The following is an 18,300-nucleotide window of genomic DNA, read 5'->3' as shown; positions in this document are numbered from 1 at the left end:
TCTGCTTATACATTATAATGCTCAGCGTCCTTAATCAACATAGGCTTTAATATAATAAAATCTCCCAATCATGAACTGATGGGAGATTGTTGATATTTATAATAAGGTTTTAATTACTCGGATTTACTAAGACACTCCTGCAAAAAATCACGCAATCCCTCACGCCATTCGCGCAAATCATTTAACCCGTTGGTTCGGATCGCTATATGCTCCATAACAGAGTTGCATGGCCGCGCTGCCGGTCTGGGGAATTGCTCTGTGCTGCACGGCTCCAATTTCGCTGTGATCTTGGCATCTAATATTTCCGCCGCATCCTGTAAAATAGCTTGCGTAAATTCATACCAGGTACAGGAGCCACTATTGGATGCATGGTATACGCCATACTTCTCCGTTTGAATCAATTCCGCCAAAAAACGTGCCAAATCCACTGTATAGGTAGGTGAACCCTTCTGATCATTCACCACCTGCAGGAGCGGCTTCTCCTGACCAAGCTTCAGCATCGTTTTGACAAAATTGTTCCCGTGCAATCCATAAACCCAAGATGTACGAACAATAAAATACCTAGAGGAAAGTGTTTGGGTCAATACCTCTCCCGCCCGTTTGGACTTTCCGTAGATACTCTGCGGATTGGTATTATCGTACTCATGATATGGCTGCTTTGCCGTTCCATCGAACACATAATCTGTACTGATATAAACCAGCTTGGCTCCAACCTTTTCCGCAGCCAGCGCCATATTACGTGTACCTGCCGCGTTGACTTGATAAGCCCCGTCTACATCGGTCTCCGCTGCATCCACAGCCGTATACGCTGCACAGTGGATTACGGCGTCAGGTTGATATTGTCCTACAATCTTCACCGTCTGCTGCAAATCCGTGATATCTAATTGTTCGCGATCGTAACCCAGGACATCATGTCCTTGCTCCTGAAAAACCTTTACTACATCTTTACCAAGTTGACCGGATGCTCCAGTAACCAATACCTTCATTCTACTCATCCCCCAAGCGGGAACCGTACTGCTTTGCATAGTATTGTTGATATTCGCCAGATTGAATGCGAGTCCACCATTCTTCATTGTCCAGATACCAGCGAATCGTTTCTTTAATGCCGGTTTCAAAAGAGTGCTTTGGCTTCCAGCCCAACTCATTCATCGTCTTCGTTGGATCAATGCCATAACGGCGGTCATGACCTGGACGATCCTGCACATACGAAATCAGAGATTCTGGCTTGCCCAGCTCCTCCAATACCGTTTTGACGATATGCACATTTGTCCGCTCGTTATTTCCCCCGATATTGTATACTTCACCCAGTTTACCCTGATGAATGACCAGATCAATTGCACTGCAATGATCCTCTACATACAACCAGTCGCGAATGTTCAAGCCATCCCCGTATACAGGTAGCTGTTGATCGCTCAGTGCACGTGAGATCATTAGCGGGATCAATTTTTCAGGAAACTGGTATGGACCATAGTTGTTAGAACAACGCGTGATATTCACTGGTAAACCGAAGGTTTCATGATATGCACGAACTAGCAGATCGCCACCTGCCTTGGATGCAGAATAAGGACTATTAGGCTGCAACGGAGTTTCCTCCGTAAACAATCCTGTTTCTCCCAGAGAACCGTACACCTCATCTGTTGATACCTGTACAAACTTGGTCACGTTATATTTCTTGGCTGCGTCCAGTAGCACTTGCGTACCCAATACGTTTGTTTTCACAAACACTTCCGGTTCCAAAATACTCCGATCCACATGTGACTCCGCTGCAAAATTAACTACCACATCGATTCCCTGCTGCATCAGCTGGTCAATCGCTTGTGCGTCGGTAATATCTATTTTGATGAAGCTATGTTTGGGATTATTTTCAATGGATTTCAAATTTTCCAAGTTACCTGCATAGGTAAGAGCATCTATATTTACAATTTCGTAATCTGGATGGTGTTTTAGCATATACAATACAAAGTTACTGCCTATAAATCCGGCCCCGCCGGTGACAAGAAGTTTCATACAGACCTCCTAAATCTTATTATTCCTCTAATCAAAATTAATGTTTGCGTCAGCCAGTGCTGGATGCTTCTGATCCTTCTCCGAAAGAATAGCATGAGAAGTTGGCCAATCAATCCCTAGTGCAGGATCATTCCACAGAATTCCACGATCATTTTCAGGTGAATAATACTCGTCTACCTTATACAGCACTTGAGTGTTAGGAACAAGCGTACAGAACCCATGAGCAAAACCCTTAGGCACCAGTAGCTGACGTCTATTATGCTCGCTTAAGATGACTCCGACCCATTGACCGAACGTCGGAGAACTTTTACGAATATCCAAAATCACATCGTAGATAGCTCCAGAAAGCACACGAATGAGTTTGGTCTGCGCTTTAGGATTAAGTTGGTAATGCAAGCCACGAATCACACCGGCTTCTGCAGACAAGGATTGGTTATCCTGAATAAAAGCATGGTCTATTCCGTTTTCTTTCATGATCTGTTCATTGTAACTTTCCATAAAAAAACCACGGTGATCACCATGAACCACGGGTTCAATGATTTTTGCACCTGAAAGTACTTCCTTTATTATCATTCACGAAACCTCCAACATCTTGAGTATATACTTTCATTTATGATTACTATAAGATTAATAAGCACACTATATTGGGAGGGAATATGCTTTTGAATTTATCGAGAGTTAATAAAAATTTTGTTTGGTCCTATTTGGTTTTGATGTGGCTACTTATCCCGATTCTAATACTGTTTAAAGTCGATTCTTACTATATTTCCATATTATTCGGTCTAAATATTGCGCAGTCGTTTGTCATAGGTGCTACATACATTTTACACATTAGTGGTATCTTAACATATGCCAAGAAAGAAATAATGGTGCAATACCTAGCTTTTGGCGGTTATCTAGTTGGGATAATATTCATTTACGCATTCCTTCAAAGGGAGCATTTCATTTATTATTGGGACTTTTCAGCCTATTGGAATACGTCCATACAATTTAATAACCTTTTAAGTACAGATTTTATAGCAGCATCTAAACAAATCTATGCAAGCATTTTAAGAGACGATTATTCCGTTTTCCCAACAGTCTTTCTCTCTTTACCATTAAAGTTCTTAGGTACAAGCTACATGAGCTATGTCTTGGCAATCTATACCTGCTTCTTGTATCCTTCTTGTTTGATACTTTTCTTATTATGTATCAAGATTGCTGATCAAATCCAGTTAAACACAAAGTTGAACGTTTTTATGATCTTTGTACTTACATTTACCTTTCCAATTATGATAGCTCCTATGTTAGGTGGATATCTGGATTCTATAGGACTCATTTTTATTTGCTTGTCCCTTGTTATCTTATTTAATAATGATTTTGAACGCTTAAATTTAAAAGCAGTTTTACTCTTAGCAGCTTGCTTGGTATTACTAACATTCACAAGAAGATGGTATGGGTTTTGGATCGTATCTCTTTTTGGCTCGATCAGTATCGCTTTTTTGTTCAAATGGATTCTAGAAAAAGAGTTTCGCTTCAAACAGCTCTTGCAGGTTATTTTAAATTTTTTCATTATAGGATCTTCAAGCGCGTTATTTCTTATTATATTCTTCAATGAATTTATTCAAAGAGCCCTAACCAATAACTTCAAAAACGCCTACTCAGCTTATTATTTTGGTGACGTCTTAAGTAACTTACAGAATTTATTTTATCATTATGGTGCCTTCATTTTTCTGATAGCTCTTGTTGGTTGCATAGGCTTGTTATTTATTAGTACAACTAGGTATATATCAATCTTTGTAGTTACGAACTTATTTATTACGTACTTTCTTTTTACAAGAATTCAAAGCTTAGCTTCTCAGCATTATTATCTTCTTACAGTGAACGTATTAATTCTATTTATTTGTGGCGTTATTCTTATTCTAAACTATTTGTCCAAGATAAAGTATGCAAAAAGTGTTTTCTTAGTTATTATAGTTTATTTAGTCGCTTGTAATTTCTTGGTAACGTTCACTAATGTAAATGCACGACCTGTTACCTATTTTTCTTCTTTATTCAGTGACTTTAAACAAACACCTAGAGTAAGAACGGATATACCTGTTTTAAAACAATTAACGGCTTATCTTAAGGAAATCTCATCAGAGCAGCATAAAGTATATGTTCTGTCTAGCTCTGGAATTCTTAATGATGACATACTCAGACAGATTGAAATGCCTGACAATAGCAACGCTCTTCCATTTATGAATCTGACCCATCACGTTGATTTAAGAGATGGCTTTCCAGTGTCGTTTTTTGAGTCCGATTATGTCGTGATCGCATCACCTACACAATACCATTTAGGTGAAAGTGGTCAAAAAGTTGTAGGTATTCTCGCAGAAGAGGTAATGAACGGATCTCTTAAAAATAATTATATACCTTTAAAGAGCTATACTCTTGATAATAACGTAAAAACCATAGTCTTGAAAAAAACATCATCCATCACGAAAGAAAAAATTGAACTTATACGTTCACAATTCAAAAAAATATACCCTGATAATCCAGATCTATTCTAATTCAATACAGATGTCGATGCATACACAAAAGCCCTCGAAAAAAATCGGGGGCTTTTGTGTAAGTTAATTATCAAGCATTCTTATAAGGAATAGTTGTTGTTTTAGAGCTGCCAAAACTAAATTTTTTGCCAATCAGGAAAGGTAAGAATCTATTAAATAGTTCAATAAAAAGAATACAACTTAAGAAGACAAGTAAGGTAGAAATAACAACAAATGAAATACCGTCTAAATACATATTTGTTTTAACAGAAAACTTCTCGTAAAAATTCACATTCTCCCAGAAGCTAAGTATTAAACCATGCAGACCAAATATAATTAAAGAATTCTTGCCAAAATAGGACAGTAAGCTAGACGACTCTATTTTTTTGGATACGTATATATAAAATATTAAACTAGCCAACACTGACAGATAAAATAATACATAATTATGTCCATAGTAATTTCCTGACATGCCTGGTTTATCATTTATTAAAAATAATAAAAGACCCAGGAAACCCGCCGCGTAAGCAAAATATGGTTTGTTAATTCTGATTTTTTCAATAAAATATTGCTCATTCAACTTGAATATATAACCACAAATAATTAAAGAAGCTGCATTAATTGACGTGCCAAATGACCAAGGAAGTGCATGTGTGTCAAGCTTACTTAAGAATGCACCAAGTATGGTTAGCAATATCCAAAATACATACATATAACTTCTTTTAGACGAAATTTTCAAGACTAAGTACGAAATGATCTGGGCTAAGAAGAGACAAGGTAGGAACCAAAGAGACATATTTAGAATACCCAAGTGATTTCCATCTGCATATAAAAAAGTTTCAATAACAACCATTGGATCAAGCGTTCCGACAATCCCCATCCAATGCATCCAACCAAAATACAATAATGAGCATATATAAAGAGTCGTATATGGTAAAAGAATTGTTTTGATTTTAGACCACAAAAAACTACTAAACTTATACTTTTGAAAATTAGAAGTAAACCCAGAAGCAAAAAAGAAAAGAGGCATATGGAAGGAATAAAAATAACCTATAATAAAGCTCTTATCCATCATCTCATTCCCTTTAAAACCATGAGGCACCAAATGTGAGAAAACTAAAAAAATAATTGCCAATCCCTTTAGTACATCCACCCACTTTATTCTAGTTGGAAGAGCATTCACAATTTGCATTTAAACAGTCTCGCTTTCTTAATTATTTAGTATCACCATAAGATGTCGCTAGTTCTATGATAATACTAAGAAAAAAGCTCATAATTCATTTCACTTACTAATTTGTTAGCAAGCATCAATGAACTATGTGTTCCCGCATCAGTCCACCAATTCTCTAAAATATCAAATGTAAGTTGGTTTCGTTGAATATAAGCGTTATTAACATCTGTTATTTCATATTCTCCTCTTGCTGAAGGAGTCAAGGTCTTGATGATATTGAATACCGAGTGGTTGAACATATAAATGCCCGTAACTGCATAATCACTCTTAGGAATCTCCGGCTTTTCTTCAATATTTACAATGTTATCGCCTTGTAATTCTGGTACCCCATAGCGGTTAGCATCAGGCACTTTATGAAGTAGTAATTTCGCTCCTGATTCTTGAAGTTTGAATTTTTCAACAAAAGATGATATATCATCTTTAAAAACATTGTCCCCCAAAATAACAACCATCTTGTCATTGCCAACAAAGTGCTCAGCTAAAAGCAAAGCCTGGGCAATCCCCCCGGCTTCATCTTGCACTTTGTAAGTCAGAGTAACTCCAAGGTCGACACCACTTCCTAAGAGATTAACTACATCTCCCATATGTTCTTTTCCGGTAACGATTAAAATATCATTTATATTCGCCTTTTTGAGCTTATCAATAGAGTAATATATCATCGGATATTTACCAATTGGCAATAAATGTTTGTTTGTAACTTTAGTAAGGGGGTATAATCTAGATCCAGTCCCTCCAGCTAGTATAATCCCTTTCATATCTAAGTTCCTCCTATTGAAGCTCTTTTATAAGCAGCTCCATAATGGTTTTTGCACGAGCTTCCCAATTATTATGGACTACGAAGTCCTCCAGTTGCTCTTGATCATAAAAAGGGCGTTGCAGGGTATCTATATCCTTTAGATATTTTCTTATTTCCTCTAAACTATTATATAGATAAATCCCTTCCTGATTTAAAAGCCTTGTTTCTTCGCTATCCACCGCTAATATCACTTTATTAAAACTCAAATACTCATAAACTTTTACTGGATTGATCGTATCAATTCTATCCGAATTCCTCAAAAAGGGGTATAAACAAATATCAAAAGCATCAATAATCGCACCAATTTCTGATTTAGGGACAGTCTCATAATATTTAATCCTATTATGCTGTTCAAAATTATAATTCAGGTTATTTCTCCCAACCAAACATACAACAAATTTCTCATCAAATTCAGTAATAGCCCTAACCGCTTCCACATCAAACCAGTGGTCAATCGCCCCTACATATCCAAAAATGTAGTAGCCTTCGTGCTTTAACCATTTTAACTCGCTAACAACCAAGCTAGCTACATTTATATTTAGTATAGCTGTATCAACAGCATTTTTCACCAAATAAGATTGTCTACACAATGTTTGAGAATGCTTATGCAAATGGTTACTTGTAGAAATAACAAGATCCGCCTTGGCAAGTAATTCAAGTTCCCACTTTTCGAGTAATTTCTTCATCAATGCATTGTTAGTTAGAAATACATAGTCGTCCATTCGATCAAACACAATCTTCTTATTATTATTTGATTTAATAAGAGGATAAAAGACTGGACTTCCCAACCAAATGATATCTGCACTGGAAACTAAATCTTCCAACTGTCTCTTTTCAAACCATTGATTCATATGAAATACGTCTAAGCTTTCAAAGCTTCGGGGTAATCTCAGACTGCCCGAAGGCCTGAATATTTGAAGGCTATCATTTATGGTTTGATTTCTTTTTTTATAATCTGAGTTCTGCCTTACAATACTATTAAGTATACTAATGGATGGTTCTACAAAGGTGATGTGAACCCCCGGCATTTTAGCAAACTCTTCGGCCAAATGTTGCGGACGTTGTTTTAAATCATCCCAATAGATCGGGGAGAAATATAAAATTTTCAATTTAACCGCTCCATACTAATAAAGGCGCCCCTTATTTTTATAAAAGAGGCGCCTTTAAAGTTTTATTAATTATCTATACGATCCTGCCAACTGTTTTCGCGAATTCATATCGTTTTCCTTCATTTGTATTAACTCTTCATACGCTTCAACTGTGTATTGTTTATACAGAATATCAATTTCAACGTCTCGATTTTTAGTCGGAATCTTCTGCAAATGATCTAATTCAGCTTTAACAATTTCGAGGTGATTCTTATCTGCCTCAATATCCGATTCCATCGGCGCATACAGATCCTTTTGCAATTGGTAATTGGTTAAAATACTGTTTCGCATTGTCTTTCTAACATGCTCAACAGTATATCGGGAGGTGTCCACATCATGAATGACCTTCATCTTAGGATTAAGACCAACCTTATAGCCGATTTCTCTCATAGCAAAAGATACAACAATTTCTTCTCCTCCAGCGTAATTGTTTCCTTTACGCCCATAGGCGCTTCTAAAGCCCCCAATTCGCATTAGCGCAGCATGTCTAACCGCAAAGTTGGCTCCATAAGGGAACTCCCACTGAAAATTAGAATCGATAATTTCGTCGCCTTCCACAATAAGCTGACTCCAGTATGCTTCAGTACCTGGTTTAACCACTTCAGGCCGTTCCTCGTGTAAATTGAGTATGATATTCCCACCCATGACCCCGATATCGGGACGATCTGAGAATCCTCTGATGGTTTCCTCAAGCAAGTTGGAGTTTGCGATAGCGTCATCATCAATATAGAGTATGACCTCCCCCTCTGCCCCAAATAAACCAACATTACGTGCAAAGGAAAGACCTTTTAATGGAGCCTCCATATATCGCAGGAAGGATTGGTCAATATTATAGGTTGCTCTGAACTCACGAACCAAATGATGAATCTCCTCATTCAGATAATCATTATTTACAACAATAATTTCATAGTCCGCTTTATCCAACGACTGTTCTATGACAGATTTAATCGCATTTGAAAGTTTCTCGCTCCGCTGGTACGTGCAAATAATAACGGATAATCCCTTATTATAAACGGGTTCACTTTCAATTACCGCCTCAATACGGTACAAGTGATCGTTCTTAACCTTCGTATTTATAAGAGAGAACAGAACTTCCGTATCCTGCGCAAAAAAGTCATAGTTGCTATCTGTTTCACCATTCATTTTATCTTTTATTTTCAGATCCCAAGGATAGTCAGCTACAAATGTATCTGTTGTATGCTCTGATTTATCTATAAGCAGTGCATACGTAGACGTTGAAGCATTAAAATCAATAAATTCAAAATCATGGACTTCACCTGTTTTTATATACAAATAGCAAATAGGCGTTGCCAAATTAAGACCAACAATCGTATTCACTTCATCTCTTCCAACCACAGTATGTCCTTTAGTCAGAACATAGTTCTTAAACTCACCAGTTTCAGTAGCATCTCCCTCAATGATCCACACTAATGGGGTCAGATAAAAATCTCTTCTAAAATCATCAAGTACCATGAGTTTATATCTGTTAGAGGTGATGCCCAGTTCTTGATCTAAAGCGGTCAGTGACTTATCGTGCCAGCGATAATCATATATAGGCTCATCGAACGTCACATGTTTGAGCTCAAATAGAGAGTTCACTCTCATCCAGTAATCATAATCTTCAAGGGTATGCTTATAACTAGAATAGTCACCCAATAACTGGGTTACCTTGGCCCTATACATAAAAGCTGCACCAATCGTATTGTTAGGATATACGTTTAACTCCAATGCAGACTTAGGCAGCATAACATTGCCACTGAACTGTGGTTCTTCATACCAGCCATGGTTGGAAATCACTTGACCGGCAGAGTCGATTAACCTCATGTTCGCATATACCATACCAATATTTTCATCACGTTTAAGATCAGCAACCATCTTCTCCAAGAAATTTTCAGGGAGGATATTATCTGCACTTGTCCACGTATGATATTCACCCTTGGCTAGCTTAAAACCTCTAGATAATGTTCTTGGTATCTTACGATTTTCCTGATGAACTACTCTGATACGATGATCTGCTTTAGCATACTTATCAATAATTTCTGCCGTTGAGTCTTTTGAACCATCGTTAATAATAATGAGTTCAAAATACTTGTAAGATTGCTGCAGAATACTATCAATAGCTTTTGATACATAATCCTCACCGTTATATACAGGAAGGACAACCGATATAAGATCCTTCTCAAACTCAATCTCGAACTTATCAAGAGCCAGAGAAAATGAGTTGTCTTTAGATACTTTATAATTGTAAAATTTATACTCATACCAGGTTAATAACTGATTGTAATTCCCTTCATCTTTGCGTAGATCAATCGGCTGATCCCCCGCGTTAGTTCTTTTAAGCTTATGCGACACTTTAGATTTTATCTTTTTCAGTAAAATAGTGGTGCCATAACTTTTCCATACTCTATATCCCTTAAGAACATATATCATTTTGGACTTGTGTAAGATATGTTTAAGTTTATTCGCCATTTTCCACCTTTTAGAGTTATAAATATTATGAATCTCTGTAGACAGTCTTCCATTATATTCTTCCAACTCACTGAACTGGGTGTTCAGTTCATTATATTGACCAAATAGTTGTCTATATTGATGATTTAATATATCCAAGTTGTTTTTTTCATTATTATAATCCTGTGTAAGTTGAACATATTGCTGTTCTAATTCATCTTTCTTTTCAGACAGAGATTTAAAATCTGCTGACATGCTGCTTATTACATTTTCCTGATGATCTCGTGTTTGAATCAATGTGTTAATCTGATCCATATGCTCAACAATGTGTTGTTTTTGCTGCTCTATTTCTTGGCTTTGAGTTTGATTATGAGTTTGTAATTCATTAAATTCATTTTTCAGGCGTGTATGCCCTGCTCTATAAGCATGGTCCACGTCATCTTTTAGAAATCTGTTAATTACATCCATACACTTATCTATCGTCTCTCTTCCTTTAACCGGAAACATCTCTAGAGTAAATTTCCTTCTTTGTTGTATTAGTTGTTCATCTAAGATTGCATTAAGTAAAGTTTGTTTAATATTGCCGTTATCGCTCACAAAAGGAACAATGTTTTGCTGAACTATTTGCTCTTCCAAAGGTAAAATCCCCTCGAAAGATTCTGTTTGGGGATGTTGGAATATTACAATTGGAGTGTCCGTAAACAGCGCATCAAATATAGCTCCAGAGCCGTCAGACAATATCACATCAGCTTCCTCTATTAAATGAACAAGAGAAGCCTTGTGATCAAGCACATCAGGGATATGCGACTTAACTAGACTAACCCGTTCATGCTCCAAAAAAGAAGTGCCATGATGCAATTTCACCTTCATATTAAAGGTATCTGACATTTCTTCAATATGGTTCATAACAAGCTCAATAGACGACTCATTCCCATACGTAGGCAAATAAAGCAAATTATATTTATCCGTTTCGCGCTTCTTCCTTTGAAATTTGGCGTATTTAATCATTCCTACGATTTCTGTCTGAGTGTACGCTGCCAGAACCGAGGAATCATACAGCCCATTACAAAAGATAAAATCGAAATTCCGACTCCATGTATCTAAATTCCAGTTTGGTTTAGCCATTCCATACTGGTATCTAAACTTATAATCGGACTTAACTTCCAAATAATAAGGGAGATAAGGATAGAAAGCTATTTTATATGCCTTGTCAGGTACAGAGCTTGTTAGAGTCACTTTTATACCGTTGTTCTTCAAATAATGATAGGTATCTAAGGACATGTCGCCCCAATCTTCTTCTTCAATGTGAGGGACATAAATATCACAAACGATCTGCTTTCTTTCACACTCCTCAATTAAAGGCTTAATCGTTTCATATAAAACTAGATTGTGAATGACAAAAGCTATAGATCTGTTCATATTCACTGCAAAACCTCTTCCTTTCAGGCAAAAATCTTATACTTATTTTCTTAATTTCAGTAATGTCTCATTCAGTAAAGTCGATGATGTACTCTTCGTATAGGGAAAATATATAATTTTCACTCCAACTTCCTTAAACTGCAACTCATACTGGTCCCAACGTTCATTTTGAAACCAATCATCACCAACGAACATTACGTCATATTTTAATTTTTGCCAAACCTCAAATTTATCCATGGAGTCCTGAGGAATTACAGTATCAACAAAGCTGATGTTTCTGACAATCTCAATTCTTTCCTCAAAAGGAATTACTGCTTTTTTGTACTTATATGAAACTAACTCATCTGTTGTCACACCAACAATGAGTTTATCACAGAGTGATTTAGCATTTCTCAACAAATTCAAATGCCCAATATGAAATAAATCGAAGACTCCGGAAGTATAGCCGATAATCATAAGATTTCTCCTAACGTAGTTAAATTGAAGTTAAACCATTTGTCGAATGTCGTCTTCCCTTCAATTTTCTCAGAAGATAGGACTCTTTCAAGTTGAACAGGAAAACCCACCTTTTTTCTGTTTACAATCTCTGCAGGGACAATATCTTTAAAAATTCTCTTGAGAGGAGCCTTAACAACCCCATCCTTCATTTTGTACAGAGAGTCTACACCTGCAAGCCTTTCAATTAATCTATAGTCCAAGAAAGGAGATCTTGCTTCTACGGAATTTAACATTGAGGCACTATCCAGCCTTTTAAGTAACCCTCTCAAATGGGCTTGCTGGAAGAATGCAGCTACGATTTTTTGAGGTGACTTTAACTTCATGAAAGGTGTCAAAGCGTCTTCTACAATCTCTATATCATCTTCAGATCCGTAGGTGTAGAGTTCACTAAAGGCTCGGATATCAAAGTCTGTAGCGCTACTAGCCCATCTGAAAATACGGTCATACCCAAAAAAAAGCTCATCAGCGCCTTCTCCGCTTAATATGACTGTATTTTTAGCAGATGCTTGCTGAGTCATATGATACAGTAACACTTCGTTGGGCACAGACAGAGGCTCTTTTTTTACAGTTATAAGCTCTCGAGCTAATGATAAAAAGTGATCAGGTTCAAACAATATCGGATGATGAATGGTATTGTATCTTGTTGCTGCGATTTCAGACCACTGAAACTCATTATAATCTTCAAAACCAACAGTCCAAGTATGCTCTACTTTGGCAAGTGCAGTAATAATCGTGCTGTCCAATCCCCCGCTTAGGTAACTTCCAATTTCAACATCTGCGATCTTACGGTACTCTACTGCAGAGCGAATTAGAAACTCAAGTTCCTCATCGGAAGGAGGTTCTTTTTCAGAGTAATCAATTTCCCAATATTTAATAAATTCGCCATTCTCGTAATAATATCCTGGTGGAAACTCTTTTATTTCATTATAGATAGTACGATCATTAAAAAAGCATCTCATCTTTTTATATTGTCTTACGGCTTCTTGATCTATAGAAATGTTGTGGACTAATGGGAGCAATGGAGCAATTTCAGAACTGAAAATGAACTCTTCCCCATATCTGTTGTAATAAAGCGGTTTTACTCCCATACGATCTCGTGCTACAAAAAATGATTTCTGCTGGACGTCTAAAACAATAAAACTGAACATTCCATTAAGCCAATTCAACATTTGGGGACCATATTGAATATAAAGCTTCAATAAAAGTTCAGTATCTGAGTTTGTTCTCATTTGAATTGAATAATTGGAGGCTAATTCTTTATAATTATAAATCTCTCCGTTAAATATAATCACATATCTTCCGTCATCAGAGAAAAAAGGCTGATCACTTCTCCGATCCAAATCTAAGATACTTAATCTGTTATGCCCCAGCATATAGTTTTCACTCTGATATACACAAAGTGGGGCCGTAGGCCCCCGGTGTTTCATTATATTTAATGAATTAAGAAATACTTCTTTATTTATGGCTACATTAGAAAACAAAATCCCACACATTTTATCACCAGCCTTAATTAATGACTTGCAAATCTATTGTGTTATCTACAAATATTAATCCTGGTACGTAATTATTCTCTGGCTTAGGAACCTCAAAAACAGCTGCTATACTTACGCTATCCAGATAAAGAGGCTCAAAAGGCTTAGGCTTCAAACCAATAGAAATGGTGTATTTACCACTTTCAGATAATAGATTACGGAAATTAAAGTTAACCTCCAGAATGCCCCCCGCTTGCATTTTCGGAACTAATTTTGCTTTATTATAGATATTCATGCCAAACACATCGACACCAGTATGGTTTCTAACCATGTAGCCAATGGTTCCCTCAGAATCTATATCTTTATAATATTGTGCCAATAAACGCAAAGTAACCATTTCTCCAAAAGGGACCTGGTTAACAACTTCTCCATTGACTAACAAGTCTGCTCTTATAAAGCGCGCATCTCCCGTTCCAGAACGAAACTCATTAGCACGTTTTGCAAAAGCAGGGTCCTCTTCTAATAGCAACAGCGAACTTTTCTTATCTGTTTCAGAATTAACAAATACATCCAAAGATTGAACACGTTTCATATCTGCAATTTCCTGGTTAACAATGTTTTCATAAATTTGTGCTACACGTTTCACTGGACCAATTTCGACCATGTGTCCTTTATCAATCAGCAGCGCTGTATCACAAAAACTTTTAATGGTATCCATGGAATGTGAGACAAATAAAACCGTACTTTTTTTGGAGAGCTCTTTCATTTTGGTAATACATTTTGCCTGAAAGTAAATATCTCCAACAGACAAGGCCTCATCCACAATCAAAATATCTGGATCAACATTGATAGCTACTGCAAAGGCTAAACGGGCAAACATACCACTGGAGTACATTTTGACTGGTTGATTAATGAAGTCCCCGATATCCGCAAAGGATACAATAGATTCAAGTTTACCATCCATCTCTATTTTGCTGTACCCCATAAGGGTTCCGTTCAAATATATGTTTTCCATTCCTGTTAAATCCGGATTAAAACCCGCGCCCAATTCCAAAAGAGCAGCAACTTTCCCATTCACTTTAATGCTTCCGTTGGTGGGAGTAATCACGCCTGTGATCATCTTTAAAAGAGTCGATTTTCCAGAACCATTTTTACCAATAATACCAATCGCTTGTCCTTTATTTATGGAAAAGGACAGGTCACTGATGGCCTTAAATTCAGAATGATACTTTTTTTTAAAGGGATGAACAGCCTCTTTTAATCGCTCATTGGGATTATCATATATTTTATATATTTTAGTGACGTTATTAACTTCCACAGCAACTGATTCTGTTTGATTCATCATTTTCTCCTCACAATACATCTGCAAAATGAGATTTCATTTTCTTGAAAATTTTGATTCCTATAGTACCTGCGATAATCACAATAGCCCAAAAGTAGATCGTCATTGATGGATGCTCCCAGAACCATTTGTGATCAATAAAAGTATCCCGATATCCCTCGACGATATAAAAAACAGGATTTAGTTTAAAGAAAAACTGATACTTATCTTCAACAATATTTAAATTCCAGAAGATCGGCGTAAGCCAAAAGAATAGCTGAATAAATACCGCAACAACTTGACCAACATCCTTTACAAAAACAACTAATGTCGCTGTTATGTAAGAAATGGACAAGGAAAGAAAAATCGTGGCTAATAAATAATAAAGGATTTGAATGTTATAAATCGTAAATTCTACATTGTATATTTTAAACATAATGAAAAGAACAATAATAAAAAATACATGTACAAAAAGAGCAGACAAAATTTTCACCATCGGCAGCAAACCAACTCGGAAAACAATCTTCTTTACCAAATAATTGTTTTCTATAATACTATTGGTTGCAGTTGCTAAGCTTTCAGAAAAGAATAACCAAGGCACCATTCCTGTTAATAACCAAAGTATAAAGGGAGTATCTCCAATAGGTACATTTTTAAAACCAACCTGAAATACGACCCAATAAACAAGTATAGATACCATAGGATGTATAAAAGCCCAGAGTACCCCCATGAATGAACCAAGGTATCTAGATTTAATATCTTTTTTAGACAATTCCCAGAGTAACTTTAAATTTTTCGAAAAGTTTTGAGTTAAATTCATACGAGTGTGTCACGACCTTAAACATGGTTTGGTAAGTCTCTTACAATACAATAATGTTAAAATTTGACAGGATTATTCTTGCGATATGGCTCTAACAGCTACGATATGCTAAAATGTTGACGTATCTACAAGAAAAGGAGATTGTAAACCTTGTCGAATCCAGTATACGGGAAACAGGCCAAAACGTCGACCCGTGACGATAAAAGGCCGGCTATGTTTTGGGTGTTAATTGTTGGCATGATTCTGTTTTTAGCTTGGGCTCCCTTCCAGGCTGCACTTTTTAATGGGCAAATGCTCGATTTTGAAAAGCCTCTCTATTGGGCTGTTATCATCGCCTCGATTCTGTTGATCCTGGCAATCGTATCTTATTATAAGAAATTCAAGCTGGAAGAGCAAAGGGATTGGCTGGCTGTATTAGTACTGCTGCTTCCCCTGTCTTATGTGCTTTCACTGACTTCAGCAGCTTCGCATTACCTGGCCATGAATATGGTGGTGGTACAGTGCATATATGCCGCTCTGTTTATCATCTCAATCTATCTACTACAAGATCGCTTAGGCAATAAGATTATTCACAACCTGATTATGACTGTTGCTTATGTCATTGTAGGCTTTGGCTTTATTAACTGGTTTGGACAGTGGGTACTTGCTGGCAAGATGGTAGGCTGGTTTACCCAATATGTGTATCAGTATCGTTATACCAATGCAGTTATGACAGATACAAATGGTCTCCGGCTGACATCAGTGTTTCAATATGCGAATACATATGCCGCCTTTCTAATGGCTTTCCTATTCGCTGCCGTTTTTTGTTTAATGAAATCAAAATCATGGTATGGCAAGGCTACTCATGGTTTCATGTTGGTGCCCATCCTGGTCTCGCTGTTCCTGACCTTGTCACGGGGCGGTCTGGTTATGTTGCCAGTCGTTTTCGTACTGCTTTTGCTCTTCTTTAAACCAGCACGTCAGATTATATGGATTTTGCATTGTGCCATTGCTGGTGTAGCGTCAATATCTATCTTGGCGCCAATTACAAATATGGGTTTACAACTCAACAAGACCTACAACGGCGGAGAGGCTGCGAAGGCTTGGGGGTTACTTATTGGTGTCTCCCTGGCTGTAGCTGTCGTACTGTGGCTTGTTGAACGTTATCTGGCACCGAAGTTGGAAAATGCCCTCAAAGGATGGGCCTCCCGCAAGTTATCCAACCTGTGGCTACCTGTTGGATCAGTTGTGGTGATTGGCTTGCTGGCTTTTCTGTTTATTGGAACTGGCCTGCGCAGCGTACTACCAGAAAACGTCCAGGTCCGGTTTGAAAATATCAATTTCCGGCAGCATAGTGTACTGGAACGTCTTGTATTCTATCAGGATGCTGCCAAATTGATTAAAGATCATCCTGTTATTGGCACCGGCGGCGGCGGTTGGGCTACTTTATACGAGAAATACCAAGATTATCCTTACACAAGCCGTCAGGCCCATAACTTCTTCATGCAGTATCTGGTTGAAGTTGGTATTCTCGGTTTTGTAATTTTCATGTCATTTATCTTATATATTTTCTATAAATATATCCGTAGCTATATGAGACAAGATGATGAAGAACGGGATTCTCACTTCCTGTATCTCATTTTGGCACTCTCAATCTTACTTCATAGCTTGCTAGACTTTAATCTGAGTTACGTGTTCATGGGCATACTGGTATTTGTGAGTCTCGGTGGTATGGCCGCTGCTATGGACAGCAAGCCGCTTAAACGCCTGTCCATGAGTGCTTCCGGATTCCGAATCATGTATAGTGCAGTCATCGGCATTCTAAGCATTGTGGTGCTTTTTGCAGGTCTCCGCTTCGTGCAATCGGCCAATGCTGCCACATCTGCCAAACAGATCATGGCGGTCAGCACATCTTTTGAGGAAATCCAAAGTGCCATTAATAAGGATCTTGAACTTCGTCCTACGCACCCAGATTCGGTTATAAGATTGGCTGCACTGTACAAGAATGTGTATGATCAAACGAAAAAAGAGGAATTTTATAACGCTGCAATAGAGGTACTTAATACGGGCCTGAAGGCAGAACCGTATAATAAAATCATGTATAACTCCAAAGTTAACCTTTTAAAAGCAAAAGGTGAGCATGAGCAAGCCTTCAGTATTTTGGAAAATAACATTTCCAACTTTGTCTGGGACAATGACTGGTACAATATGTTGATTACCCAAGCTTACACTATTGGTAATAAGGCACATGAGCAGAAAGACACAGCCAAGGAACAGAAATATTTCCAAGCAGGTCTCGCTGCTTATCAGAAGGTTCTGGATGGGGTAGCTCATATTAAGACGGTTCCACCTGAAATTGAGTTGACACGTACTTTTGAAGTAACTCCGGGTATTGCGCTCAGTACTGGAAAAATTGAGTTCATGTCAGGTAAGCCTGCTGAGGCTGCAAGCATCCTCAAAAACGGCTTGAAAGACGACCTGAGCGACGCTACAAATCGTGAGATTGCTCGATATTATATCGTCGCTCTGCAAAAGCAAGGGCGGGATGACAAAGCATTGTACGATAAACTAATAAAAGCTGATCCGAAGGAAAAAGAGCAAATTGCTCAGTTAAAATCGGAGAAATAGCAGAAAAAAAGAGACTATCAGAT

13 protein-coding genes are annotated in these 18,300 nt (G+C 37.4%); 2 read left to right on the top strand and 11 right to left on the bottom strand.

What is annotated here, in order from left to right:
• Nucleotides 1-113 precede the first annotated feature (113 nt).
• From rfbD to rfbC, 3 genes are read right to left on the bottom strand one after another with little or no spacing between them, the layout of a single operon-like run.
• The gene (gene rfbD, locus BM358_RS24225; protein WP_028542094.1) at nt 114-986 is read right to left on the bottom strand and encodes a dTDP-4-dehydrorhamnose reductase; all 873 of its coding nucleotides are present in this window, start codon (nt 984-986) and stop codon (nt 114-116) included.
• A gap of 1 nt (nt 987) precedes the next feature.
• On the bottom strand, nt 988-2,007 hold the full coding sequence (rfbB, locus tag BM358_RS24220) for a dTDP-glucose 4,6-dehydratase (RefSeq protein ID WP_028542095.1): 1,020 nt from the start codon (nt 2,005-2,007) through the stop codon (nt 988-990).
• A gap of 27 nt (nt 2,008-2,034) precedes the next feature.
• Nucleotides 2,035-2,580 carry a dTDP-4-dehydrorhamnose 3,5-epimerase gene (rfbC, locus tag BM358_RS24215; protein WP_028542096.1) on the bottom strand — a complete coding sequence of 182 codons (546 nt, stop codon included), beginning with the start codon at nt 2,578-2,580 and terminating at the stop codon, nt 2,035-2,037.
• Between the two features lie 83 nt (nt 2,581-2,663).
• On the opposite strand from rfbC, the gene BM358_RS24210 reads away from it, so the two are divergent.
• On the top strand, nt 2,664-4,538 hold the full coding sequence (locus tag BM358_RS24210; RefSeq protein WP_028542097.1) for a hypothetical protein: 1,875 nt from the start codon (nt 2,664-2,666) through the stop codon (nt 4,536-4,538).
• A 70-nt stretch (nt 4,539-4,608) separates the two neighbouring features.
• Here BM358_RS24210 and BM358_RS24205 read toward each other — a convergent pair whose 3' ends face one another.
• The 8 genes from BM358_RS24205 to BM358_RS24170 form a co-directional block, all read right to left on the bottom strand.
• Nucleotides 4,609-5,709, bottom strand: coding sequence for an acyltransferase family protein (locus BM358_RS24205; RefSeq protein WP_028542098.1), 1,101 nt, complete (start codon nt 5,707-5,709; stop codon nt 4,609-4,611).
• A gap of 65 nt (nt 5,710-5,774) precedes the next feature.
• The gene (locus BM358_RS24200) at nt 5,775-6,503 is read right to left on the bottom strand and encodes a sugar phosphate nucleotidyltransferase (protein WP_028542099.1); all 729 of its coding nucleotides are present in this window, start codon (nt 6,501-6,503) and stop codon (nt 5,775-5,777) included.
• A 13-nt stretch (nt 6,504-6,516) separates the two neighbouring features.
• Nucleotides 6,517-7,653: a glycosyltransferase family protein gene (locus BM358_RS24195; protein WP_028542100.1), complete on the bottom strand. Its 1,137-nt coding sequence runs from the start codon at nt 7,651-7,653 to the stop codon at nt 6,517-6,519.
• Between the two features lie 69 nt (nt 7,654-7,722).
• On the bottom strand, nt 7,723-11,559 hold the full coding sequence (locus BM358_RS24190) for a glycosyltransferase (RefSeq protein WP_231517230.1): 3,837 nt from the start codon (nt 11,557-11,559) through the stop codon (nt 7,723-7,725).
• A gap of 42 nt (nt 11,560-11,601) precedes the next feature.
• Nucleotides 11,602-12,015 (bottom strand): FAD synthase family protein, encoded by a 414-nt coding sequence (locus BM358_RS24185; protein ID WP_013312205.1) that lies wholly within the window; start codon nt 12,013-12,015, stop codon nt 11,602-11,604.
• Nucleotides 12,012-13,550, bottom strand: coding sequence for an asparagine synthase (glutamine-hydrolyzing) (gene asnB / locus BM358_RS24180; protein ID WP_028542102.1), 1,539 nt, complete (start codon nt 13,548-13,550; stop codon nt 12,012-12,014). The genes BM358_RS24185 and asnB overlap by 4 nt, the downstream gene beginning before the upstream one ends.
• Nucleotides 13,551-13,563: 13 nt before the next feature.
• Nucleotides 13,564-14,871, bottom strand: a complete 1,308-nt coding sequence (locus BM358_RS24175; protein ID WP_028542103.1) for an ABC transporter ATP-binding protein — start codon at nt 14,869-14,871, stop codon at nt 13,564-13,566.
• Nucleotides 14,872-14,881: 10 nt separating this feature from the next.
• Nucleotides 14,882-15,670, bottom strand: a complete 789-nt coding sequence (locus tag BM358_RS24170; RefSeq protein WP_028542104.1) for an ABC transporter permease — start codon at nt 15,668-15,670, stop codon at nt 14,882-14,884.
• A gap of 150 nt (nt 15,671-15,820) precedes the next feature.
• Between BM358_RS24170 and BM358_RS24165 the strand changes: the two genes are divergently transcribed.
• On the top strand, nt 15,821-18,277 hold the full coding sequence (locus tag BM358_RS24165; protein WP_028542105.1) for an O-antigen ligase family protein: 2,457 nt from the start codon (nt 15,821-15,823) through the stop codon (nt 18,275-18,277).
• Nucleotides 18,278-18,300 lie beyond the last annotated feature (23 nt).

Source organism: Paenibacillus sp. cl130, from assembly GCF_900116035.1.
GTDB lineage: Bacteria > Bacillota > Bacilli > Paenibacillales > Paenibacillaceae > Paenibacillus > Paenibacillus polymyxa_B.
Note: the sequence above shows the minus strand (reverse complement) of the source record. Positions and strands in the feature narration are given on the sequence as shown.

Excerpts from the sequence above, each read along its gene's own strand:
- rfbB (WP_028542095.1), bottom strand. The coding sequence starts at position 2,007 with ATGAAACTTCTTGTCACCGGCGGGGCCGGATTTATAGGCAGTAACTTT.
- rfbD (WP_028542094.1), bottom strand. The coding sequence starts at position 986 with ATGAAGGTATTGGTTACTGGAGCATCCGGTCAACTTGGTAAAGATGTA.
- BM358_RS24210 (WP_028542097.1), top strand. The coding sequence starts at position 2,664 with ATGCTTTTGAATTTATCGAGAGTTAATAAAAATTTTGTTTGGTCCTAT.
- BM358_RS24205 (WP_028542098.1), bottom strand. The coding sequence starts at position 5,709 with ATGCAAATTGTGAATGCTCTTCCAACTAGAATAAAGTGGGTGGATGTA.
- BM358_RS24170 (WP_028542104.1), bottom strand. The coding sequence starts at position 15,670 with ATGAATTTAACTCAAAACTTTTCGAAAAATTTAAAGTTACTCTGGGAA.
- rfbC (WP_028542096.1), bottom strand. The coding sequence starts at position 2,580 with ATGATAATAAAGGAAGTACTTTCAGGTGCAAAAATCATTGAACCCGTG.
- BM358_RS24190 (WP_231517230.1), bottom strand. The coding sequence starts at position 11,559 with ATGAACAGATCTATAGCTTTTGTCATTCACAATCTAGTTTTATATGAA.
- BM358_RS24175 (WP_028542103.1), bottom strand. The coding sequence starts at position 14,871 with ATGAATCAAACAGAATCAGTTGCTGTGGAAGTTAATAACGTCACTAAA.
- asnB (WP_028542102.1), bottom strand. The coding sequence starts at position 13,550 with ATGTGTGGGATTTTGTTTTCTAATGTAGCCATAAATAAAGAAGTATTT.
- BM358_RS24200 (WP_028542099.1), bottom strand. The coding sequence starts at position 6,503 with ATGAAAGGGATTATACTAGCTGGAGGGACTGGATCTAGATTATACCCC.
- BM358_RS24185 (WP_013312205.1), bottom strand. The coding sequence starts at position 12,015 with ATGATTATCGGCTATACTTCCGGAGTCTTCGATTTATTTCATATTGGG.